Here is a 21,736-nt window from a genome sequence, read left to right as displayed (position 1 = left end):
TCACAGAAGGGATGTAGAATACAGAAATATGCAAAACATCAACAACATATTAGTTGGTGTAGATGTATATCCCGTGAAGGCTGAAATTGTGCAAGTTGGAGCGGAATTTCATGTCGGAATTTTGTTTGTCGCATCATATGCTCATCCTTTAAGGAAATAGCAAGGCAATTGGATCATTGTAGATACTGAACAAAATGGAGTTGATTGTTATATGGATCAACATGAAAAAGTTACAGATCTCAAGATCAAACAGTATATGTGGCTTGCTACTCTTCTTGTAAAAAGGTGTATATGTATTGTTTCTAAGAGATACATTTGTAACAGATGAGCAAATGTATACAATTTTATATAGCAAGTATGTATATGCGATTTATGCAGATAAAGGACCTATAGGAAAGGTTCAAAATCGTTTATACAATGTAATCGGCAACACTTTCTAACAAGTTTAGAAAAATATTGTCGAATTATAAAGGAATTTTTAAATTTATATCGAATACAAAATACGACACGGAGATGGAGTTATGGGGAACAGAATTCCCGAAGAAGTTGTTGAACAGATTCGGACATCATCCGATATTGTAGAAGTCATTGGTGAATACGTTCAACTTAGAAAACAGGGGCGTAACTATTTCGGCCTTTGTCCATTTCATGGTGAGAATTCTCCTTCATTCTCTGTTTCATCTGATAAGCAAATTTTTCATTGCTTCGGATGTGGAGAAGGTGGAAATGTATTTTCCTTTCTAATGAAAATGGAAGGACTGGCTTTTACCGAGGCTGTTCAAAAGCTAGGCGAAAGAAATGGAATTGCGGTTGCAGAGTATACATCAGGGCAAGGACAACAAGAAGAGATATCTGATGACACTGTCATCATGCAACAAGCTCATGAATTATTGAAAAAGTATTATCATCATTTATTAGTAAATACGGAAGAAGGAAATGAAGCACTTTCATATTTATTAAACCGTGGTATTACGAAAGAGATGATTGAGAAGTTTGAAATTGGTTATGCATCACCTGCTTGGGATGCAGCGACGAAAATTTTACAAAAAAGAGGTTTATCGCTGTCTAGTATGGAACAAGCTGGCCTTCTAATAAGAAGTGAGAAGGATGGTAGTCATTACGATCGCTTCCGTGGAAGAGTTATGTTCCCGATCTATACGTTACAAGGTAAGGTGATAGCGTTTAGTGGAAGGGCGTTAGGAGATGACACTCCGAAATATTTAAATAGCCCCGAAACGCCGATTTTTCACAAAAGTAAATTGTTGTATAACTTCCACCAAGCAAGACCGTTTATTAGAAAACGTGGGCAAGTGGTTCTTTTTGAAGGATATGCCGATGTACTAGCTGCGGTAAAAAGTGGTGTGGAAGAAGCTGTTGCGACAATGGGAACAGCTTTAACTGAAGAACAAGCAAAACTTCTGCGACGTAACGTTGAAACTGTTGTTCTTTGCTATGATGGTGATAAAGCAGGGCGAGAAGCGACGATGAAAGCAGGGCAATTATTGCTAAAAGTTGGTTGCCAAGTGAAAGTCACATCCTTGCCAGATAAGCTTGATCCTGATGAATATGTGCAACAATATGGGACTACCGCTTTTGAAAATCTTGTGAAATCAAGTATGAGTTTTGTTGGTTTTAAAATAAATTATTTGCGTTTAGGGAAAAATTTGCAAGATGAGTCTGGCAAAGAAGAATATGTGAAAAGTGTTTTAAAAGAGTTATCGTTGTTACAAGATGCGATGCAGGCAGAGTCATATTTGAAGTCATTGTCGCAAGAGTTTTCGTATTCAATGGAAACGCTTTTGAATCAATTGCACCAATATCGCAAAGAACAAAAGGTACAGCAAAAACAAATAAAGCAGGTTGCTAAACCGTCTCAAGTCGTTCAAACAAAACCGAAGTTAACAGGTTTTGAAAGAGCGGAAAGAGAAATTATTTACCATATGTTGCAAAGTGCAGAAGTAGCTGTTCGTATGGAATCCCATATAGAAGATTTTCATACAGAAGAACATAAAGGGATTTTATATGAACTATACGCATATTATGAAAAGGGAAATGAACCTTCAGTCGGAACATTTCTAAGTTGGCTCTCTGATGAAAAGTTGAAAAATATTATCACTGATATTTCGACGGATGAATTTATTAATCCAGAATACACAGAAGAAGTGTTGCAAGGCCATCTGGAGACGCTTAGACGGCATCAGGAAAAACTTGAAAAGATGGAGATCATCTTTAAAGTGAAACAAATGGAAAAAACAGATCCTGTAGAGGCTGCTAAATATTATGTAGCATATTTACAAAATCAAAAAGCGAGAAAATAGCTTTTTTGATAAAGTTTTAGTATAATGAATGTTTGTATCTCGCGTAAGGAGGGGAACAGATGGCTGACAAACCAGCTCGTTCTAAACAAATTGAAACTGAAATGACCCTTGAGCAAGTGAAAGAACAACTCACTGAGCTCGGAAAAAAACGTGGCGTTCTTACATATGAAGAGATTGCAGAACGCATGAATGGATTTGAAATTGAATCCGATCAAATGGATGAATACTATGAATATTTAGGTGAACAAGGCATTGACTTAGTTGGTGATAATGACAACGAAGAAGGCCCTAATAATCGCCAAATTACAAAAACAGAAGAAGAGTTTGACCTCAATGATTTAAGTGTACCACCTGGGGTTAAAATCAACGATCCTGTTCGTATGTATTTAAAAGAAATTGGTCGTGTAGACTTACTATCTGCAGAAGAAGAAATTCGACTTGCAACGCGTATTGAAGAAGGCGATGAAGAAGCGAAACGTCGTCTTGCAGAAGCAAACTTACGTCTTGTAGTAAGTATTGCAAAGCGCTACGTAGGCCGTGGTATGCTTTTCTTAGACTTAATTCAAGAAGGTAATATGGGTCTAATTAAAGCTGTTGAAAAGTTCGATTATCGTAAAGGTTTCAAATTTAGTACGTATGCAACTTGGTGGATTCGCCAAGCTATTACACGTGCGATTGCAGACCAAGCGCGAACAATTCGTATTCCAGTTCATATGGTTGAAACGATTAATAAGTTAATTCGTGTACAACGTCAATTATTACAAGATTTAGGTCGCGAACCGTCTCCTGAAGAGATTGGTGAAGAAATGGATCTTGCTCCAGAAAAAGTACGTGAAATCTTAAAAATTGCACAGGAGCCAGTTTCTCTTGAAACACCAATTGGTGAAGAAGATGACTCCCATTTAGGTGACTTTATTGAAGACCAAGAAGCAACATCGCCTGCGGACCATGCAGCCTATGAATTGCTAAAAGAACAATTAGAAGATGTGTTAGATACACTAACAGATCGTGAAGAAAATGTTCTGCGTCTTCGTTTCGGTTTAGATGATGGACGAACTCGTACGCTTGAAGAAGTTGGGAAAGTATTCGGCGTAACGAGAGAGCGTATCCGTCAAATTGAAGCAAAAGCACTTCGCAAATTAAGACATCCAAGTCGTAGTAAGCGTCTTAAGGATTTCTTAGAATAGGTTATTTTTTAAGTTTACTTCACCTTTGTGAAGTAAACTTTTTTATTTTGTTAATTTTTGTTAAAATTTAGCTATCGGCAACGATTACAATTTCTTGTAATTTATTTTACAGAATTGTCTTTTGATTTGCAAATGCTCATTTTTCGATTTTTCGATTAATTTTGTTTATTCTATACAAAAATATATGTAGAAAAGCGAAAAATATGATGAGAAACGTTAGTAATTATCGAAATAATAAGCTATATGACAATAAAAAACAATAAACTGAATTTATGGAATATTTCTAACAAGTAGTAGTTTACTCTTTTCTGATAGAGCGTTTTCAAGTACAATGGAAATGACTGAATCATCTAACTATTTAGGGGTATAGAGGGGGGAGAAGAGATATGAAACGTAATCCGCTGATTCCGTTCGCTCTTATTGCAGCATTGGGTATTATCGTTATGTTTGTATTTTCATTTCAGGGGCTAAATAAATCTAAAGAGTTAGCTGATGCAAAAAATGGCGGGAAGCCAGCACAAACAGCATCAAAACCAGAGGATATTGTGAAGCAAAGCTGTACGAGCTGCCACGGTGATCAGTTACAAGGGGCAGTAGGACCTAACTTACAAAAAATTGGTGGGAAACTTTCAAAGGATGAAATTAAAGAAATTCTTTCGAAAGGAAAGGGCAATATGCCTGCCAATATAGTTCCAGCTGATCAAGCCACTAAAGTAGCTGATTGGTTATCGAAGAAAAAATAAAGTTCCGTATGACAAGTCTTTTGCTTATGCAAAGGGCTTGTTTTTCTATATTTTCTAAAATACGATAAATGATAGAGAAGTGAATTGTTGTTATAGGCTTGCAACAACTACTATAAATTCATTATCATGGAGACAGACTGACAAGAGAAGGAGTAATGGAAATACATGAATGAAGTAAAGCTTTCAAAACGATTAGAAGAAGTTGTACGTGAAATACCGGTAGGATCTACAGTTGCTGATATTGGATCGGATCATGCGTATTTACCGTGTTATACAATTATAAATAATATTGCTACAAAAGCAGTTGCAGGAGAAGTTGTAGATGGACCATTTCGTTCTGCGCAAGCAACTGTGGCTGAAAGTGGTTTGCAAGATAAAGTAGACGTTCGTAAAGGGAATGGATTAGCTGTTATCGCGCCAGGAGAAGTAGATGTTATTACGGTTGCTGGAATGGGTGGAGCGTTAATTCGTGACATTTTAGAAAGTGGTAAAGAAAAATTAGAAGGTGTAACACGTTTAATTTTACAGCCGAATATTGCAGCGCATCATATTCGTGAATGGTTTGTTGAAAATGGTTGGGAGCTTATCCATGAAAAAATCGTAAAAGAAGATGGGAAAATTTACGAGATTTTAGTAGGAGAGCGAGGAAATGTCGAAGCACCTTACTCGGAAAATAAGCAAGCGGGATTGTTTATGGGGCCATTTCTAATAAAAGCGAAAAATGAAGCTTTTGGTGAGAAATGGGAAGGGGAATTGAAAAACTTCCAAAATATTTTAAAACAGTTAGAACGTGCGGCTAATTCTGAAGAAACAAAAGCGAAGCGTGCGGAAGTAGAAGCGAAAATGAAAATGATAGAGGAGGTTTTATCATGAGTAAAATTCCAAATGGCCATGAAATTATTTCTTTATTTGAAAGTATGTATCCGAAGCATCTGGCGATGGAAGGAGATAAAATTGGTCTGCAGATTGGAGCGCTTAATAAATCTGTACAACACGTATTGATTGCATTAGACGTAACGGAGGAAGTTGTGGAGGAAGCGATTCAATTAGGAGCGAATGTCATTATCGCGCATCATCCTTTAATTTTTAATCCGTTAAAAGCGATTCATACAGATAAAGCGTACGGAAGAATTATTGAAACGTGTATTAAAAATGATATTGCCATTTATGCAGCGCATACAAATGTGGATGTTGCCAAGGGCGGGGTAAATGATTTACTTGCTGAGGCGTTAGGGTTGCAAAATACAGAAGTTTTGGCACCGACATATGCAGAAGAAATGAAAAAAGTTGTTGTGTTTGTGCCAGTAACTCATGCAGAGGAAGTACGAAAAGCATTAGGAGACGCAGGTGCTGGTCACATCGGCAATTATAGCCACTGTACGTTTAGTAGCGAGGGTACAGGTACGTTTGTACCTCAAGAGGGGACAAATCCTTATGTAGGGGAAACTGGACAGTTAGAGCGCGTAGAAGAAGTGCGAATCGAAACGATTATTCCAGTTTCACTACAACGAAAAGTGATTAAAGCAATGGTAACGGCGCATCCATATGAAGAAGTAGCATATGATGTGTACCCACTTGATAACAAAGGCGAAACATTAGGGCTTGGAAAAATAGGATATTTACAAGAAGAAATGACACTTGGACAGTTTGCAGAACATGTAAAGCAATCATTAGATGTAAAGGGTGCACGAGTTGTTGGGAAATTAGATGATAAAGTGCGCAAAGTAGCTGTACTTGGTGGTGATGGTAACAAATACATCAATCAAGCTAAATTTAAAGGAGCAGATGTATATGTAACAGGTGACATGTATTATCATGTTGCTCATGATGCGATGATGCTCGGTTTAAATATAGTTGACCCAGGACATAACGTTGAAAAAGTAATGAAGCAAGGTGTACAAAAGCAATTACAAGAAAAAGTGGATGCAAAGAAACTCAATGTACACATTCATGCTTCGCAATTACATACAGATCCATTTACATTCGTATAAGAAAAATAAAAACCGTTGCTCATATAGGCAACGGTTTTTATTATTGTTCTTTTTTCACTTTTACACGAGGTAATATTTTTTGTAACGGTACTTTTCGAACTCTCTCCCATGTAGCGGGATTCATTGGGTCATATTGATCTAAGAAAGCGATAACTTCTTTTGTAATTGGAGTTGGAGTAGAAGCACCTGCTGTAACAGCTACGTTTTCTACACCTTGTAGCCACTCTAATTTAATCTCACTTACGTCTGCAACGCGGTATGCTTTCGTACCAGCGATTTCTTGTGACACTTGTGCTAAACGGTTTGAGTTGTTACTTTTCGGATCACCGACAACAATTGTTAAGTCTGCAACATCAGCTTGTTTAGCGACAGCTTCTTGGCGAACTTGAGTTGCTAAACAAATTTCTTTATGGAATTCTGCTGTTGGGAATTTTTTTTGAATGTCCTCCATTAAATGTTGAACATCCCATTGACTCATCGTTGTTTGATTCGTTACTAAAATTTTATCTGTTGGGATTTCTAATGTTTTTAAATCATCGGCTTTTTCGATAAGGTGAACGATGTCAGGTGCAATACCAACTGCGCCTTCTGGCTCTGGATGATTTTTTTTACCGATATAAATGACATGATACCCTTCCGCTTTCTTAGCTTCGATAAGGTCATGTGTCTTGGTAACATCTGGACAAGTGGCATCGATTGTTGTTAAACCTTTTTCTTTTGCGCGTTGTTTAACTTCTGGAGAAACACCGTGTGCAGTGAAAATAACAGTACCAGAATCAATTTTATCTAAAATTTCTAAGCGACTTGGACCGTCTAATGTGATGATTCCATCTTCTTCAAAAGCGTCTGTAACATGTTTATTGTGAACAATCATACCTAAAATATAAATGGGTCTCGGCAATGATTTATCTAATGCGGCGTTACGTGCAATTACCATTGCATCGACAACACCGTAGCAATAACCACGAGGGGAAATTTTAACAATTTTCATATGAGTAATCCTCTCCTTCTAAACAAGGGATACTTTTGTGCATAGTCTTTTACATTATAAAGGAGGAGTGGATAGAAAACAAAGGATTGTTACACATATAGTTTTGGTTTTGTTGCTGTTTTTTGAACAGGCTCCTCTCGTAATTCTTTTTCTATGACTGGCTCAATCACTATTTTTTTTCTTTTTCTTTTTTTTTGTGGAGGAGGCGGAGTTGCTACCTCAACCTTTTCTGTTATGTCTTCAGCCTGATTTTTAGTTGAATCTTCTTCCGTACTTTTTCCAGAGGTGAGGATTTTAACAATGCTTGGTAGGTTACGCATAATAGGGCCGTACTGTTCGACGACAGGGCTTACAGATTGAACGACTTGGGATACTTTTTCTATATTGTTTATCATATTAGTTGGATTCGAAATTAAATTCGCAAAAAAACTGCCGATGCCGCTACTGGATGCTGCTGTAGTTGCTACACCGCCGCGCGTTTCGTTTGATTCGTACATTTGAGGGGGAATCATTTGCTCTGGATGCTGCTGCATGTATGGTTGATATTGCTGTGAGTACTGCTGTGGGTATTGCTGTTGATATTGGGGTTGATATTGTTGCCGATATTGAGGTGGTGGTTGCTGGTGCTGGTGCATCATTGGTGGCGGTCCTTCCATTTGTCGATAAGGCGGAACCATTTGCATGTAAGGTTCGGTTGGATCGTGTTTTTTAAAGAGTTTAGCAAGGAACCCTTTCTTTTTTTGTGCCATCGGTGGTAGTTGTGGAATTGGATATGGTGTATAAGGTTGCTGCCCTTGATTTGGATACATTTGTCTTGTGGGGGATTTTGGAAACATGTGAGAAATCCTCCTTTCTTCAGTTAGGTATATACACATACAATATGCAATAAGGGGGAAGAAGGTTAGTTTTTGAAGGGGAAACCTAAACTAAAGATGGATTTTACTTGTAGATTTCGATATAATGTAGACTTGACTGATTTGTGCGCGCAGTAGAAATTTAGAAAGAAGGTGTAATTTATGACACAACAAACTTTTACACAGTATGATTTTAAACCATTTTTAATAGATGCAGTTCGTGAACTACGCTTTACAGAGCCGACAGGAATTCAGCAGAAAATTTTCCCGGTCGTGAAAAAAGGTGTAAGTGTAATTGGACAATCCCAAACAGGTTCTGGGAAAACACATGCATACTTACTTCCTACATTGAACAGAATTAATGCAAGCCGTGAAGAAGTACAACTTGTTATTACAGCACCTACTCGTGAGTTAGCACAACAAATTTACGAAGAGATTGTGAAATTAACAAAATTCTGTGCGGAAGATCAAATGATTACAGCGCGTTGTTTAATTGGTGGAACTGATAAACAACGTTCAATTGAAAAGTTGAAAAAACAACCTCATATCGTAGTTGGGACACCAGGACGTATTAAAGACTTAGTAGAAGAACAAGCATTATTTGTTCATAAAGCAAATACGATTATTGTCGATGAAGCTGACTTAATGCTTGATATGGGATTCATTCACGATGTAGATAAAATTGCAGCACGCATGCCTAAAAACTTGCAAATGCTAGTTTTCTCTGCAACAATTCCTCAAAAACTAAAACCGTTTCTGAAGAAATATATGGAGAATCCAGAGCATATTCATATCAATCCAAAACAAGTTGCAGCTGGAAACATTGAACACTATTTAGTGCCTTCTAAACATCGTAATAAAATTGATTTAGTGAATAAAATGCTACTTCAATTTAAACCGTATTTAGCAGTTGTTTTCACGAATACGAAAAAGATGGCAGATCAAGTTGCTGATGGATTAATGGAACGCGGCTTAAAAGTTGGACGAATTCACGGGGATTTATCACCACGTGATCGTAAAAAAATGATGAAACAAATTCGTGACCTTGAATTCCAATATATTGTTGCGACTGATTTAGCAGCACGTGGTATTGATATTGAAGGAATTAGCCATGTTATTAACTATGAGCTACCATCAGATTTAGATTTCTTCGTTCACCGCGTTGGAAGAACAGCACGTGCGGGGCATTCTGGTATTGCAGTGACGATTTATGATCCAGCAAACGAAGAAGCGTTAGATAGCTTAGAAAAACAACGTCATATCGAGTTTAAACATGTAGATTTACGCGGAGATGAGTGGGCGGATTTAGGTGAGCGTCGTCGTCGTAAGAGCCGTAAAAAACCAAATGACGAACTTGATGTTATGGCAACGAAAGTTATTAAAAAACCGAAAAAAGTAAAACCAAACTATAAACGTAAACTTGCAACAGAACGTGACAAAGTGAAGAGAAAATATAGCAATAAAAAAAGATAAGGGGTTTCCCTTATCTTTTTTTAATCCCGCTAATTTAAATGAAGAGTATAGTCTGTTTAAATACTCATATAAATTTGTGTAGTGCGTCTTTTGTGAACAAACAATTCACTACATATTTCTACAAATTATGCTATCATTATATCTATTGTATATTGAAGAGGTGATTGTATGTTAAAGATTGGATCTCATGTTTCCATGAGTGGTAAGAACATGTTATTAGCAGCAAGTGAAGAGGCTGTTTCATACGGTGCAACAACGTTTATGATTTATACAGGTGCACCGCAAAATACACGAAGAAAACCAATTGAAGAATTGAACATAGAAGCAGGAAGAAAACATATGGAGCTGAATGGTATTGAGGAAATTATCGTCCATGCGCCGTATATTATTAATGTTGGGAATACGACGAAGCCAGAAACATTCCAATTAGGTGTAGACTTCCTTCGTATGGAAATTGAAAGGACATCGGCATTAGGTGTAGCGAACCAAATTGTTCTTCACCCAGGAGCGCACGTTGGTGCTGGAGCAGATGCTGGTATTCAACAAATTATTAAAGGGCTTAATGAAGTATTAACGCCAGAACAGACGGTTAACATTGCGTTAGAGACGATGGCAGGAAAAGGAACAGAATGTGGTCGTAGCTTTGAAGAAATTGCAAAGATCATTGATGGCGTAAAATATAATGAAAAGCTATCTGTATGTTTTGATACGTGTCATACGCACGATGCAGGATATGATATTGTAAATGACTTTGACGGTGTATTAAACGAATTTGATAAGATCGTTGGTGTGGATCGTTTGCAAGTACTTCATATTAATGATAGTAAAAATGTACGCGGAGCAGGAAAAGACCGTCATGAAAACATCGGATTTGGTCACATTGGGTATAAAGCGTTGCATCACATTGTACATCATCCACAGTTAATGCATGTACCAAAAATTCTTGAAACACCGTATGTAGGGGAAGATAAAAAAGATAAGAAGCCACCATACAAATTGGAAATCGAAATGCTGAAAAACGGTACTTTTGATGAAGGGCTTCTTGAAAAAATTAAAGCGCAATAAGGAGGGGATTTCCCCTCCTTATTTTAGTAATTGCTGAAATAATGTATTTACTTGTTGGGCAGTGGCAGGGGAAGTTACTTTTGCAATCTGTTTTAAGAGCTCTAGTCGCTCGTTGTTATCGTAAATATTAATATTTTTACCTTTCATAAGTAAAACGATTTGGTCAGCTTGTGCAGTCGTAATAGAAACTTCATATTCTTTGCTATATTTTAATAACTCTTTTGTAGAAATATGATTTAATTTTTTATTAACAATTTGTTTAATGAGGTTCATCTTATTATCCTCCTTCAAGCGTTCTTCTATCGAAATATATGAGCATATAGCTTGTACATATTCGTATGGAGTTTCTTTTTTCATGAGGAAAAGAAGCGTATGTTATAATATAAGGACAAAACTACAGAAAAAAGAGTAAAGGGAGGACCTATGGAGCAAAAGCAACATCGAAAAGAAAGTGTTATTCATCTCATTTATCGTTTAGTTATGATTATTTTTGGGGCAGCGTGCGCGGCGGTAGCGATTGAACTATTTTTAATGCCAAATAAAATTATTGATGGTGGAATTATTGGTATTTCTCTTATATTAGATTATCTTACTCCTAATATTTGGTGGTTAAGTTTTTCTACTTTAGTCGTTGTTCTCAATATCCCATTTATGTATTCGGGTTATAAGCAAATTGGAAAAACATTTATGTTATCTTCGGCATTTGGTATTGTAGCGTTAGCATTCATTGAGTCAACGTTACATGCGGTGCCACCGTTTACAACAGAGCCTATTTTAGCGACTGTGTTTGGTGGTCTTATTTTAGGTCTTGGTGTTGGACTTGTAATTCGTCATGGTGGATCGTTAGATGGAACTGAAATTATGGGGATTTTATTAACTAAGAAATTACCGTTCTCTGTTGGTGAATTCGTAATGTTTGTGAACTTATTTATTTTTGCATGGGCAGCATTTGTGTTTGGTGTGGAACAAGCGATGTATTCTGTTATGACGTACTATATTGCATTTAAAACAATCGATACAGTAATTCAAGGGCTAGATGAAACGAAAGCAGTTTTAATTGTATCTGATCAATATGAGGAAGTATCAAATGCGATTTTACATCGACTCGGCCGTGGAACTACAAAGCTTGTAGCAAAAGGTGGTTACACGGATAAAGAAAAAGAAGTTATTTATGCAGTTGTAACGCGTCTAGAAGTAACGAAGTTAAAGTCAATTGTGCATGAAATTGATGAAAATGCGTTTGTTACGATTATGAGCACGCAAGAGACAAATGGTGGTAAGTTTAAATCGGCTATTCACTAAACGTATATAGGAATATTTTTCGAAAGCAGAGAATTTTTCTCTGCTTTTTGTTATAATAGTAAGGTTTCTTGAAAAAATAGATATATTTTAGGCAGATTGGTTTACAACTATAATAAGCTGTACTATAATTCAAATAGATATAAATCGGAATCATTCTGAATTAAAATAGGTGAGATGCTATGAATAATATATTAGAGATTGAAGGTTTAACATTCCGATACGAAGATCGGAATGTGTTAGAAAATATTAATTTGCAAGTTCCGAAGGGAGCTTTTTTAGGTTTAGTGGGACCGAATGGTTCAGGTAAATCAACTTTACTTAAGTGTTTATTAGGCGTTTTAAAGCCAAAAGAAGGAAGCATTCGTGTGTTTGGCGTTGATAGTAAGAAGTTTAAGGAATGGAATAAAGTTGGTTATGTGTCCCAAAAAGCAAATAGTTTCAATTCTGGTTTTCCAGCAACTGTTTCTGAAGTTGTGTCAATGGGACTTGTTTCGAAAAAAGGGCTTTTTCGCTTTTTCACAAAAGAGGATAAGAAAAAGGTAGAAAAAGCAATTGCTGATGTAGGGATGAGTGAGTTTCAAGGTCGTAATATTGGAGAGCTTTCTGGTGGACAGCAACAGCGTGTATTTATTGCTCGTGCGCTCGTTAGTGATCCTGAATTGCTTATTTTAGACGAGCCTACTGTTGGAATCGATGTAAAAAATGTGGAAAGTTTTTACGAAATATTAGAGGATTTAAACAAAAGGCTCGGGATCACATTAATTCTTGTTACTCATGATATGGGAGCTGTTACCGAAAAAGTAACACATGTTGCATGTCTAAACCAACATCTACATTTCCATGGAAATGTAGAGAAGTTCCGAGAGTTAGAAGATGCAGAAATGTCCGTCTTATATAGGCATCATGTTCATCGTTTAGAACACGAACATGAGCATCACGGGAGGATATAATGATACAAGATTTTTTACAATATGACTTTTTACGTAATTCTTTATACGCAGGTATTTTAATTGGACTTGTTGCACCGCTAATAGGTGTGTTTGTTGTTATTCGTCGTTTATCTCTTATTGCGGATGCATTAAGTCACGTGACGTTATCAGGTATTGCAGCAAGTTTATTACTTGAAAAAACCATTTTTACAGGTGGATTTTTAAACCCCTTATATATGGGGATGGTTTTTTCAATTGGTGGAGCGCTATTAATCGAAAAGTTAAGAACTGTATATAAGCACTATCAAGAATTAGCAATTCCGATTATCCTTTCGGCAGGGATGGGAGTTGGAGTTATTTTCATTTCACTTGCAAATGGATTTAACACAGACTTATTTAGTTATTTATTTGGTAGTGTCAGTGCTGTAACAAGTACGGATTTAATTATTATTGGGATTGTAGCAATTGTTGTTGTTGCGACAATTATTTTATTATATAAAGAGCTGTTTCTACTATCATTTGATGAGGAATACGCAGTATCAACTGGTTTAAGAGCGAAATGGATTCACTTTATTTTCATTATATTAGTTGCTCTTGTCATTGCAGTATCAATGCGTGTAGTAGGGGTTCTTCTCGTATCATCATTAATGACGTTACCAGTTGCAGCAAGTATTCGTATTGCTAAAGGATTTAAACAAACAATTTTCTTTTCCATTTTATTTGGTGAAATTGCAGTAATTGGTGGAATGTTTGCTTCGTATCAACTTGATCTAGCACCAGGTGGTACAATTGTTATGATAGCAGTTCTTATTTTAATCGGTGCGATTTTATGGAAGAAGAAAAAAACTGCATAAAGTAGGGATAGGTATGAATCTAACAGAAGCTTTACGCCTAATGAAAGAAAAAGGATACAAACATACTGGAAAAAGAGAAGAGATGCTCAGATTATTTGCAGCACATAATCGTTATTTAACTGCGAAAGACGTTTTAGAGCATATGAAAGACGATTATCCAGGGCTTAGTTTTGATACGATTTATCGTAACTTAACAGTTTTTGCTGAGATTGGTGTTTTAGAACAAACGGAATTAAATGGTGAAAAACATTTTCGTTTTACTTGTTCTATTATGGAACATCATCATCATTTTATTTGTTTGGATTGTGGGGGGACGAAAGAGATTACTTCCTGCCCAATGGATTTTATGAATAAAGATTTTACTGGTTATGAAGTAACGGGTCATAAGTTTGAAATATATGGTCGTTGTCCAAAATGTGCAAAGTAAAAGCTCGTCGGTTATATAACTGACGAGCTTTTTTACGTAGAAAAGAAGGTTGCTCACAAATATTGTGGCAACCTTCTTTTTATTGTTCTTGTGTCTCTTTTTCTTTTTCTCGTTCAGCAGCCATTTCAGCAGCAATTACGTCGATTTCTTTTTTCAGTTCTTCTACCATTGTTTCTTCTGGTACTTTACGAACGACTTGCCCTTTACGGAATAATAATCCCTCTCCACGTGCACCGGCAATACCGATATCAGCTTCACGAGCTTCACCAGGACCATTTACAGCGCAACCAAGTACTGCAACTTTAATTGGTACTTGAAGTGTAGAGATGTATTCTTCTACTTCGTTAGCGATGCTAATTAAATCGATTTCAATACGACCACAAGTTGGACAAGAGATAAGTGTTGCTGCGTTAGACGCAAGACCGAATGATTTTAATAGTTCACGAGCAACTTTTACTTCTTCAACTGGATCAGCACTTAATGAAATACGCAGTGTATTTCCGATGCCTTTACTTAAGATTGCTCCAAGACCAGCGGCACTTTTTACAGTTCCAGCAAACAATGTTCCGGATTCTGTAATACCTAAATGTAATGGGTAATCAAAAGCGCGAGCAGCTTTCTCGTATGCTTCGATTGCTAAGTTAACATCAGAGGCTTTCATAGATACGATAATATCGTGGAAATCTAAGTCCTCTAAAATTTTAATATGATGTAGCGCACTCTCAACCATACCATCAGCAGTTGGGTATCCATACTTTTCTAAAATGTGACGCTCTAATGAACCAGCGTTTACACCGATACGGATTGGAATACCGCGCTCTTTTGCTGCATTTACAACAGCTTCTACTTTATGGCGACGACCAATATTACCTGGATTGATACGTACTTTATCAATGCCACCTTCGATTGCTTTTAAAGCAAGGCGATAATCAAAATGAATATCAGCAACAAGTGGAATGTTGATTTGTTTTTTTATATCAGCAATAGCATTAGCTGCGCGTTCATCTGGAACGGCAACACGGACGACTTGACAGCCAGCTTCTTCTAAACGCTTGATTTCGGCAACTGTTGCTTCAACATCATGTGTTTTTGTTGTTGTCATACTTTGTATAATTAATTCATTATTACCGCCAATTGTTAAATTACCGACTTTAACTGGACGTGTTTTTGTACGATGAGTCATTTCATTCACGAATAGATCGCTCTCCTTATAAAAGAAGTTTCTTATTTAGTCCCTCATATCAATGATAGTATACGTGATATAGGGCTATAGAAACCGAAGTACTCGGTTTCACTTTTACTATTGTATCAGCGCCTTTATGTAATTGACAAGGATTAAGTGATAGCTTATTGATATAACGGGAATTTATAAGACTTTCCAATTTGTATTTTTGTAGCAGATGTACTTTTGTTTAATTGTTTAAAGTCGTCAATGACTTTTTCTATGGAAGGAATTTTTTTCTTGTTAATTTGTTCTGTAATAGAAAGAACTGTCTCACCAGTTTTTACTTCAATTGTTTTATAAGATACATCCGTTTCTTTTTCTGTTTTGTTCTCTTTATTTTGTTGGTTGTCTGTATTTTCTTTTTTAATCGTTTGGGCAGCAGTTGTTTTTTTATATGAACTTAACATCGGTAAAGTACCGATTTTTATATCGTAATAAAATATATAACCGAGAACAAGCACGAATAGGAATATACCTAACCTCTTCATATTCTTCACTCCTTTGCTAGGAATATATGCTTGTCCAAAAAAAAAATGCCTATTTAGGCATTTTTTTCGTTCTTATTTTTCTTTCGGTCTTGGAACTTCTTTAATTGTTAAGTACAGAACGATTAAAGCAACAGCGATATAAATGAACGTTGCCCCAGGTACGACGATTTTGAATAAGTCCATAATCATGAAGAAAATGGTTGGGATTGTGTAACTGTACGCAGTCAGTGTCCAAACTTGTTTATAGGATAATTTACGTTGACCGCTCATGGCAGAACCGATGAAGGCCAGTAAAGTTACTCCTACAAAAGTGATAAATAGTTGGAATAGGTACACTAAAAATCCGATGACAAATAGTAAAATTGGGTAAATATTATCGAATAAAGAAATGAATTCTTGTAGATCTTTTTTCTCAAGAGATGCACCTAACAAATCGTTATAAGAATACGTTTGTGTTTGACCATTTCCCATAGAGACTACTTTATCTTTTAAAACAAATAAACCTGTTTTATTTTGATATTTTTCTAGGTCTGTTGAATTTGGATCAAATACGAAAAGTGCATTTCCTTCTTCTTTTTCAATAGGTTGATCAATATCGGCTTTTAGTTCGCCATTTTCAATTTTAAAATCAGGTAAATCTTTATCGATGACTTGATTTACCATGTTTACACTATCTTGGATAAAGCTACCGTACAAGAAAGTTCTTGGAATAGTAGTAATTAAGCAAAGTAGCATAATATACAAAATGGTTTTACCGATTTTTTGAAAACGGAATAGCGCCATATCTTTAGGCGAGTATATGCTTTTTACGAATTGGGTAAATATGGACATAGATTCACTTCCTTTATGTATGTATAGAATCATTGTAACGTAGGAATCTAGAGAATCTCAAGATATATTATATTTACATATAGTGGAGATAACTAAATTTCTTCTTATTAACTTTCTTCTTTTAAATGAGAAAAATACAATTGACACTTTTCTTTTCTATATGGTAAATTTATCTTACATTTCTTAAACGATATATCCGATAGGAATTCCTTTATTTGATATGTTGTTACATACATAATTGTGGACCCTTAGCTCAGCTGGTTAGAGCAGACGGCTCATAACCGTCCGGTCGTAGGTTCGAGTCCTACAGGGTCCATATCCATTTCGCATGTTTATATGTTAGCAGGAAGCTTCCTTGTAGAAGGAAGCTTTTTTTACGGAATATATGAGCATTTTAATTGAAAAGAAGTGGGAATTTTGCTACTTTAATGATAGCAAGACAATGTGATTTATTTGTTTGCACCCTATGGCAATTAGGGTAGAATGAAGTTGTATGTCACTTAAGTGGCAATACATAAACTGGGAGGAATATAACAATGGCAAAACACGAATTACCAAATTTACCTTATGCGTATGATGCTTTAGAGCCTCACTTTGACAAAGAAACAATGAACATCCATCATACAAAACATCACAACACTTACATTACAAACTTAAACGCTGCTTTAGAAGGTCATGCAGAATTAGCTGACAAAAGCGTAGAAGAATTAGTTGCAAACTTAAACGAAGTACCAGAAGCAATCCGTACAGCAGTACGTAACAATGGTGGCGGACATGCTAACCATACATTCTTCTGGACAATCCTATCTCCAAACGGCGGAGAACAACCTGTAGGTGAACTTGCAACTGCAATTGAAGCAAAATTCGGTAGCTTCGATGCATTCAAAGAAGAATTCGCAAAAGCTGGTGCAACTCGCTTCGGTTCTGGTTGGGCTTGGTTAGTAGTAAACAATGGTGAGCTAGAAGTAACAAGCACTCCAAACCAAGATTCTCCTTTAACTGAAGGTAAAACGCCAGTTATCGGTTTAGATGTTTGGGAGCATGCTTACTACTTAAACTACCAAAACCGTCGTCCAGACTACATCGGTGCATTCTGGAACGTTGTAGATTGGAACGCTGCTGAAAAACGTTACCAAGAAGCAAAATAATTGTAATAAATATAGAAAAAAGCTAGGGGAGAACCCCTAGCTTTTTTCTATGCTTTCCTTTTACATAATTGGGCTTGTCTTTGGAAGACTAGAACATGAAGTAAAGGAGAGTTGTGTATGAAGTGGAAACATATAATTGGTGACGTTGAAGTGAATCGGGATTTAGTGTTATTGCTCCTTATAGGAGGTTTATACACGCTCGCAATTTCTTTATCGAATACGTTTGTAAATATTTATTTATGGAAACAAACACAAAATTATGTGAATCTTGGCTTGTATAATTTGGCCAGCGTTATATTACAGCCTCTCACATTTCTTGTAGGGGGAAAATTAGCGAAACGTATCGATCGCTCGATTTTATTACGAATAGGAGTAGGAACGCTCGCAATTTTTTTTATTGTTGTCTTAGTAGCGGGGAAAAGTGCTTCTCAGTATATTTTATTAATGGGGGCTCTTTTAGGAGTAGGATACGGTTTTTACTGGTTGGCTTTTAACTTATTGACATTTGAAATTACAGAACCAGAAACAAGAGATTTCTTTAATGGGTTTCTTGGACTTCTTACATCCTTCTCTGGGATGATCGGACCAATAGCAGCAGGATACACAATTTCACGTATGGAGAAATGGAGTGGTTATACTGTTATATTCTTTCTTTCATTAGTTCTATTTGCAATTGCTGTCGTCTTAAGCTTCTTTTTATCTAAAAGAGAATGTGAAGGGCGTTATGAAATCGTGCAAGTATTGAAAGAACGACGGATTGATAAAAACTGGGGAAAGATTACACGAGCTCATTTTTTCCAAGGATTGAGAGAAGGAACGTTTATTTTTGTCATTTCAGTATATGTTTATTTAGCAACTAATAGTGAGTTCGCATTAGGGAAATATAGTTTAGTGAACTCTGCTGTATCCTTTGTATGTTATTACTTAGTTGCTCGTATGTTAAAGAAGGAGTGGCGAAAAAAAGCAATTTTACTTGGAGGCATTATTTTATATGCTGTCGTCTTTTTAGTTATTTTCAATGTTACATACACGAAATTACTTATTTATGCGGCATGTATTGCGATTGCATATCCTATTTTACTTGTTCCGTATGGATCAATGACATATGACGTAATTGGTAGAGCGAAAAATGCGAGAGAATGGCGTGTGGAATATGTCGTTGTTCGGGAGCTGTGGTTAAACGCCGGAAGAATCTGTTCCATTTTAAGTTTTTTATGTGCTGTACTATTCTTTCCACCTGAAAAAAGTTTACCTTACTTATTATGTATTTTAGGTGCTGGACATTTTCTTATTTATTTTGCAGTTAAAAATGTCAAATATGATGAGGGAAATGCGAGTAAAACAAGTGTTGTAACGCAAGGAAACGCGCAAAACCAAACTGAACCAGAAGGTTAACTTCTCGTTTGTTTTATGCTAGAATAGAAAAAGATGTAAGACAGCAGTGAGGACACCTGTATGAAGGTGTCCCTTTCACATTACATAGCTGTTGGTAGAGGGGGTTTGTATGAGCAAGAAGCAGAAGCAAAATAAGAAAAAGACCCACGTTCCTTTTCGGTTAAACGTGCTGTTTTTCTGCGTGTTTTTAATGTTCTCCGCGGTTATTGTAAGGCTCGGATATGTACAAATTGTTCGCGGTGAAGAATATAAGAATGAAGTGGAGAAGAAAGAAAACTCAACGATAAGTAATCCTGTACCGCGTGGGAAAATATTTGACCGTTATGGGCGACCTGTAGTAGATAATGCAGCCATTCGTACTATTACATTTACAAAAATGAAAGGATCAACTGCAGAGGATCGCTTAGAAACAGCGAAAAAGCTAGCAGATTTGATTGAAGTACCGACAGATAAATTAACAGATCGCGATAAAAAAGATTATTGGCTTGCTATGCATAAAGAGGAAGCTAAAGAAAAAATTACGAATAAAGATCGTCAAGAGTTTAAAGATAAAAAAATTGATGATAAAGAATTAGACGAGCGTCAGCGCAGTCGTGTAACAGAAGAAGAGATTAATCAATTATCCGCAAAAGATCTAGAAATACTAGCGATTAAGAGTAAGATGGATGGCGGATATGCAATGACACCTCAAGTTATTAAAAAGGATGCTACAGAAAAGGAATATTCGATTATTAGTGAAAACCTAGCAGCATTACCAGGTGTAGATACAAATGTTGATTGGGATCGAAAATATACGTACGATGATTTATTCCGAAGTGTACTTGGTGGGGTGTCGACATCTGATGAAGGCTTACCGAGAGAAAGACTAGATTACTATCTTGTCCGTGATTATAATCGGAATGATCGAGTAGGCAAAAGTTATCTTGAACAACAGTATGAAGATAGCCTGCACGGTACGAAAGCAGAAGTTAGAAATGTTACAGATAAAAACGGTAATATTTTAGAAACGATTAATGTATCAAAAGGGCAAAGTGGTAATGACCTGAACTTAACAATTGATATGGAATTACAAAAGCGTGTGGAAGATATTCTTGCGAAGAATTTAATGAGATTTAAAGGAAGCGAACCTCTTTTAGATCGCGCATTCGTTGTAATGATGAATCCGAAAAATGGTGAAGTTTTATCCATGGCTGGGAAACAATTAGTTAATGAAGATGGTCAAACGAAAGTAAATGACTTTGCATTAGGTACTATGACAAGTTCTTATCCGATGGGGTCAACTGTAAAAGGTGCAACAGTACTTACTGGATATCAAACTGGTGCGATTCAACCAGGGGCAGTACAATTGGATGAACCAATTAAATTAAAAGGTACACCTACGAAGTCGTCTTGGAAAACGATGGGATATATTAATGACCTTACAGCTTTAAAAATGTCTTCTAACGTTTATATGTTTAAAACAGCGATGAATATCGCTGGTGTTCAATATGTGAGAGGTGGTACGTTAGATATACCTCAAAAAGCATTTGATACGATGCGTTATTATTTCGGACAGTTTGGACTTGGTGTAAAAACAGGAATTGATTTACCGAATGAATCTGCTGGTCAGATGGGTAGAAGTAGTCAACCAGGTTTCTTACTAGATTTATCAATTGGACAGTATGATACGTATACACCGCTTCAATTAGCGCAATATATTTCGACGATTGCCAATGGCGGATATCGTATGCAACCACAAGTTGTAAAAGAAATTCGTCAACCGGCAGTGAAACCAGATGAGGTTGGGAAAGTTGTTCAATCTATGGAACCGAAAGTATTAAATCGTGTTGATATGCCAGAATCGCAAATTAAACGTGTTCAAGAAGGATTTAGACAAGTGTATAATGATTCAGGTGGTACAGCTACCAAATACTTTACAGGTGCAAAATATAAAGCGGCAGGGAAGACAGGTACCGCGCAAACTGTGTATGGCGGAGATAAAGAGATTGGTAGAAAAGCAAACGGTGAACGTGTGGAAACATATAACTTAACATTAGTAGGTTATGCGCCACTTGAAGATCCAGAAGTAGCATTCTCTGTTGTCGTTCCATGGGTACATGATGATAAGACTGGTATTAATGGATATATTGGTCGTGAAATTATGGACGCCTACTTTGATTTAAAAAACCAAGAAGTAAATGGTGAAGCTCCAAAAGATGATAAAAACAATAAAAATAAAGATCAAGATGATGAATAAAAAAATTTTTAAAAAGCACACTATCTGAAAAGATAGTGTGCTTTTTTTATGGTTTATGCATATCGTGTAATAAATGTGGACAAGTATACAATATTGGGAAACACGCGGCCTTATAAATAATACTTGTATATGATGAGATAGGGGATAACTGTTTTATAGGGGAATTATCAGAGAAAATGAATAACTACTACCGATTAAAATTGTATCCCGCTATTAACGGGCAGTAAGACCCCCATCTCAAAATTCAGCGAAAGTAAAAAAGTTAGGTGGGGGTCGGGC

At 36.3% G+C, this 21,736-nt stretch carries 22 protein-coding genes and 1 tRNA gene; 17 read left to right on the top strand and 6 right to left on the bottom strand.

Annotated elements, in window-relative coordinates; translation table 11 throughout:
- Positions 1-28 precede the first annotated feature (28 nt).
- The 7 genes from ACODS7_RS02920 to ACODS7_RS02890 all read left to right on the top strand — a co-directional run bounded on the left by ACODS7_RS02920 (position 29) and on the right by ACODS7_RS02890 (position 6,239).
- Positions 29-160, top strand: coding sequence for a hypothetical protein (locus tag ACODS7_RS02920; protein WP_002024806.1), 132 nt, complete (start codon positions 29-31; stop codon positions 158-160).
- 136 nt (positions 161-296) lie between these two features.
- Positions 297-440: a hypothetical protein gene (locus ACODS7_RS02915; RefSeq protein ID WP_000479733.1), complete on the top strand. Its 144-nt coding sequence runs from the start codon at positions 297-299 to the stop codon at positions 438-440.
- A gap of 81 nt (positions 441-521) precedes the next feature.
- Positions 522-2,318: a DNA primase gene (dnaG, locus tag ACODS7_RS02910; protein ID WP_043936251.1), complete on the top strand. Its 1,797-nt coding sequence runs from the start codon at positions 522-524 to the stop codon at positions 2,316-2,318.
- Between the two features lie 59 nt (positions 2,319-2,377).
- Complete coding sequence (rpoD, locus tag ACODS7_RS02905; protein WP_000764066.1) at positions 2,378-3,505, top strand: RNA polymerase sigma factor RpoD; 1,128 nt, start codon at positions 2,378-2,380, stop codon at positions 3,503-3,505.
- A 386-nt stretch (positions 3,506-3,891) separates the two neighbouring features.
- Positions 3,892-4,248, top strand: a complete 357-nt coding sequence (gene cccA, locus ACODS7_RS02900; protein WP_000828142.1) for a cytochrome c550 — start codon at positions 3,892-3,894, stop codon at positions 4,246-4,248.
- Between the two features lie 165 nt (positions 4,249-4,413).
- The gene (locus ACODS7_RS02895) at positions 4,414-5,121 is read left to right on the top strand and encodes a tRNA (adenine(22)-N(1))-methyltransferase (protein WP_043936252.1); all 708 of its coding nucleotides are present in this window, start codon (positions 4,414-4,416) and stop codon (positions 5,119-5,121) included.
- Positions 5,118-6,239: a Nif3-like dinuclear metal center hexameric protein gene (locus ACODS7_RS02890; RefSeq protein ID WP_048563817.1), complete on the top strand. Its 1,122-nt coding sequence runs from the start codon at positions 5,118-5,120 to the stop codon at positions 6,237-6,239. Before ACODS7_RS02895 ends, ACODS7_RS02890 begins: the two co-directional genes overlap by 4 nt.
- Positions 6,240-6,279: 40 nt before the next feature.
- Here the strand turns inward: ACODS7_RS02890 and ACODS7_RS02885 are convergent, their stop codons facing one another.
- Both ACODS7_RS02885 and ACODS7_RS02880 read right to left on the bottom strand, forming a co-directional pair.
- On the bottom strand, positions 6,280-7,230 hold the full coding sequence (locus ACODS7_RS02885) for a 4-hydroxy-3-methylbut-2-enyl diphosphate reductase (RefSeq protein ID WP_000706657.1): 951 nt from the start codon (positions 7,228-7,230) through the stop codon (positions 6,280-6,282).
- Positions 7,231-7,319: 89 nt separating this feature from the next.
- Entirely contained in the window at positions 7,320-8,066 is a 747-nt protein-coding gene (locus ACODS7_RS02880; protein ID WP_243168196.1) for a YqfQ family protein, read from the bottom strand.
- Between the two features lie 180 nt (positions 8,067-8,246).
- Between ACODS7_RS02880 and ACODS7_RS02875 the strand changes: the two genes are divergently transcribed.
- Together ACODS7_RS02875 and ACODS7_RS02870 are read left to right on the top strand one after the other, a co-directional pair.
- A complete protein-coding gene (locus ACODS7_RS02875) occupies positions 8,247-9,557 on the top strand; it encodes a DEAD/DEAH box helicase (protein WP_000194023.1) in 1,311 nt (436 codons plus the stop codon).
- 168 nt (positions 9,558-9,725) lie between these two features.
- Positions 9,726-10,622, top strand: a complete 897-nt coding sequence (locus ACODS7_RS02870; protein WP_029443314.1) for a deoxyribonuclease IV — start codon at positions 9,726-9,728, stop codon at positions 10,620-10,622.
- A gap of 18 nt (positions 10,623-10,640) precedes the next feature.
- Here ACODS7_RS02870 and ACODS7_RS02865 read toward each other — a convergent pair whose 3' ends face one another.
- Positions 10,641-10,895, bottom strand: coding sequence for a DUF2624 domain-containing protein (locus ACODS7_RS02865; protein ID WP_001048958.1), 255 nt, complete (start codon positions 10,893-10,895; stop codon positions 10,641-10,643).
- Positions 10,896-11,045: 150 nt separating this feature from the next.
- On the opposite strand from ACODS7_RS02865, the gene ACODS7_RS02860 reads away from it, so the two are divergent.
- From ACODS7_RS02860 to ACODS7_RS02845, 4 genes are all read left to right on the top strand, one after another.
- Positions 11,046-11,924: a YitT family protein gene (locus ACODS7_RS02860; protein ID WP_000435960.1), complete on the top strand. Its 879-nt coding sequence runs from the start codon at positions 11,046-11,048 to the stop codon at positions 11,922-11,924.
- A 179-nt stretch (positions 11,925-12,103) separates the two neighbouring features.
- A complete protein-coding gene (locus ACODS7_RS02855) occupies positions 12,104-12,874 on the top strand; it encodes a metal ABC transporter ATP-binding protein (RefSeq protein WP_243168197.1) in 771 nt (256 codons plus the stop codon).
- Positions 12,874-13,707: a metal ABC transporter permease gene (locus ACODS7_RS02850; protein ID WP_000613817.1), complete on the top strand. Its 834-nt coding sequence runs from the start codon at positions 12,874-12,876 to the stop codon at positions 13,705-13,707. The genes ACODS7_RS02855 and ACODS7_RS02850 overlap by 1 nt, the downstream gene beginning before the upstream one ends.
- 13 nt (positions 13,708-13,720) lie before the next feature.
- Complete coding sequence (locus ACODS7_RS02845; protein ID WP_001054516.1) at positions 13,721-14,134, top strand: Fur family transcriptional regulator; 414 nt, start codon at positions 13,721-13,723, stop codon at positions 14,132-14,134.
- 79 nt (positions 14,135-14,213) lie between these two features.
- Here the strand turns inward: ACODS7_RS02845 and ispG are convergent, their stop codons facing one another.
- The 3 genes from ispG to yqgB form a co-directional block, all read right to left on the bottom strand.
- On the bottom strand, positions 14,214-15,317 hold the full coding sequence (gene ispG / locus ACODS7_RS02840; protein ID WP_161114734.1) for a flavodoxin-dependent (E)-4-hydroxy-3-methylbut-2-enyl-diphosphate synthase: 1,104 nt from the start codon (positions 15,315-15,317) through the stop codon (positions 14,214-14,216).
- A gap of 164 nt (positions 15,318-15,481) precedes the next feature.
- Entirely contained in the window at positions 15,482-15,847 is a 366-nt protein-coding gene (yqfZ, locus tag ACODS7_RS02835) for a protein YqfZ (RefSeq protein WP_016080270.1), read from the bottom strand.
- A gap of 72 nt (positions 15,848-15,919) precedes the next feature.
- Entirely contained in the window at positions 15,920-16,678 is a 759-nt protein-coding gene (yqgB, locus tag ACODS7_RS02830; protein WP_029443312.1) for a protein YqgB, read from the bottom strand.
- Positions 16,679-16,920: 242 nt separating this feature from the next.
- On the opposite strand from yqgB, the gene ACODS7_RS02825 reads away from it, so the two are divergent.
- The 4 genes from ACODS7_RS02825 to ACODS7_RS02810 all read left to right on the top strand — a co-directional run bounded on the left by ACODS7_RS02825 (position 16,921) and on the right by ACODS7_RS02810 (position 21,457).
- A tRNA-Ile gene (locus ACODS7_RS02825) sits at positions 16,921-16,994 on the top strand.
- 220 nt (positions 16,995-17,214) lie between these two features.
- Positions 17,215-17,826, top strand: a complete 612-nt coding sequence (sodA, locus tag ACODS7_RS02820) for a superoxide dismutase (RefSeq protein ID WP_243168198.1) — start codon at positions 17,215-17,217, stop codon at positions 17,824-17,826.
- A gap of 117 nt (positions 17,827-17,943) precedes the next feature.
- Positions 17,944-19,221, top strand: coding sequence for an MFS transporter (locus ACODS7_RS02815; RefSeq protein ID WP_023523062.1), 1,278 nt, complete (start codon positions 17,944-17,946; stop codon positions 19,219-19,221).
- A gap of 109 nt (positions 19,222-19,330) precedes the next feature.
- Positions 19,331-21,457, top strand: a complete 2,127-nt coding sequence (locus tag ACODS7_RS02810) for a peptidoglycan D,D-transpeptidase FtsI family protein (RefSeq protein ID WP_016080272.1) — start codon at positions 19,331-19,333, stop codon at positions 21,455-21,457.
- Positions 21,458-21,736 lie beyond the last annotated feature (279 nt).

This window comes from Bacillus sp. FG16, from assembly GCF_057809515.1.
This window is presented reverse-complemented; position numbering and strand designations above follow the sequence as displayed.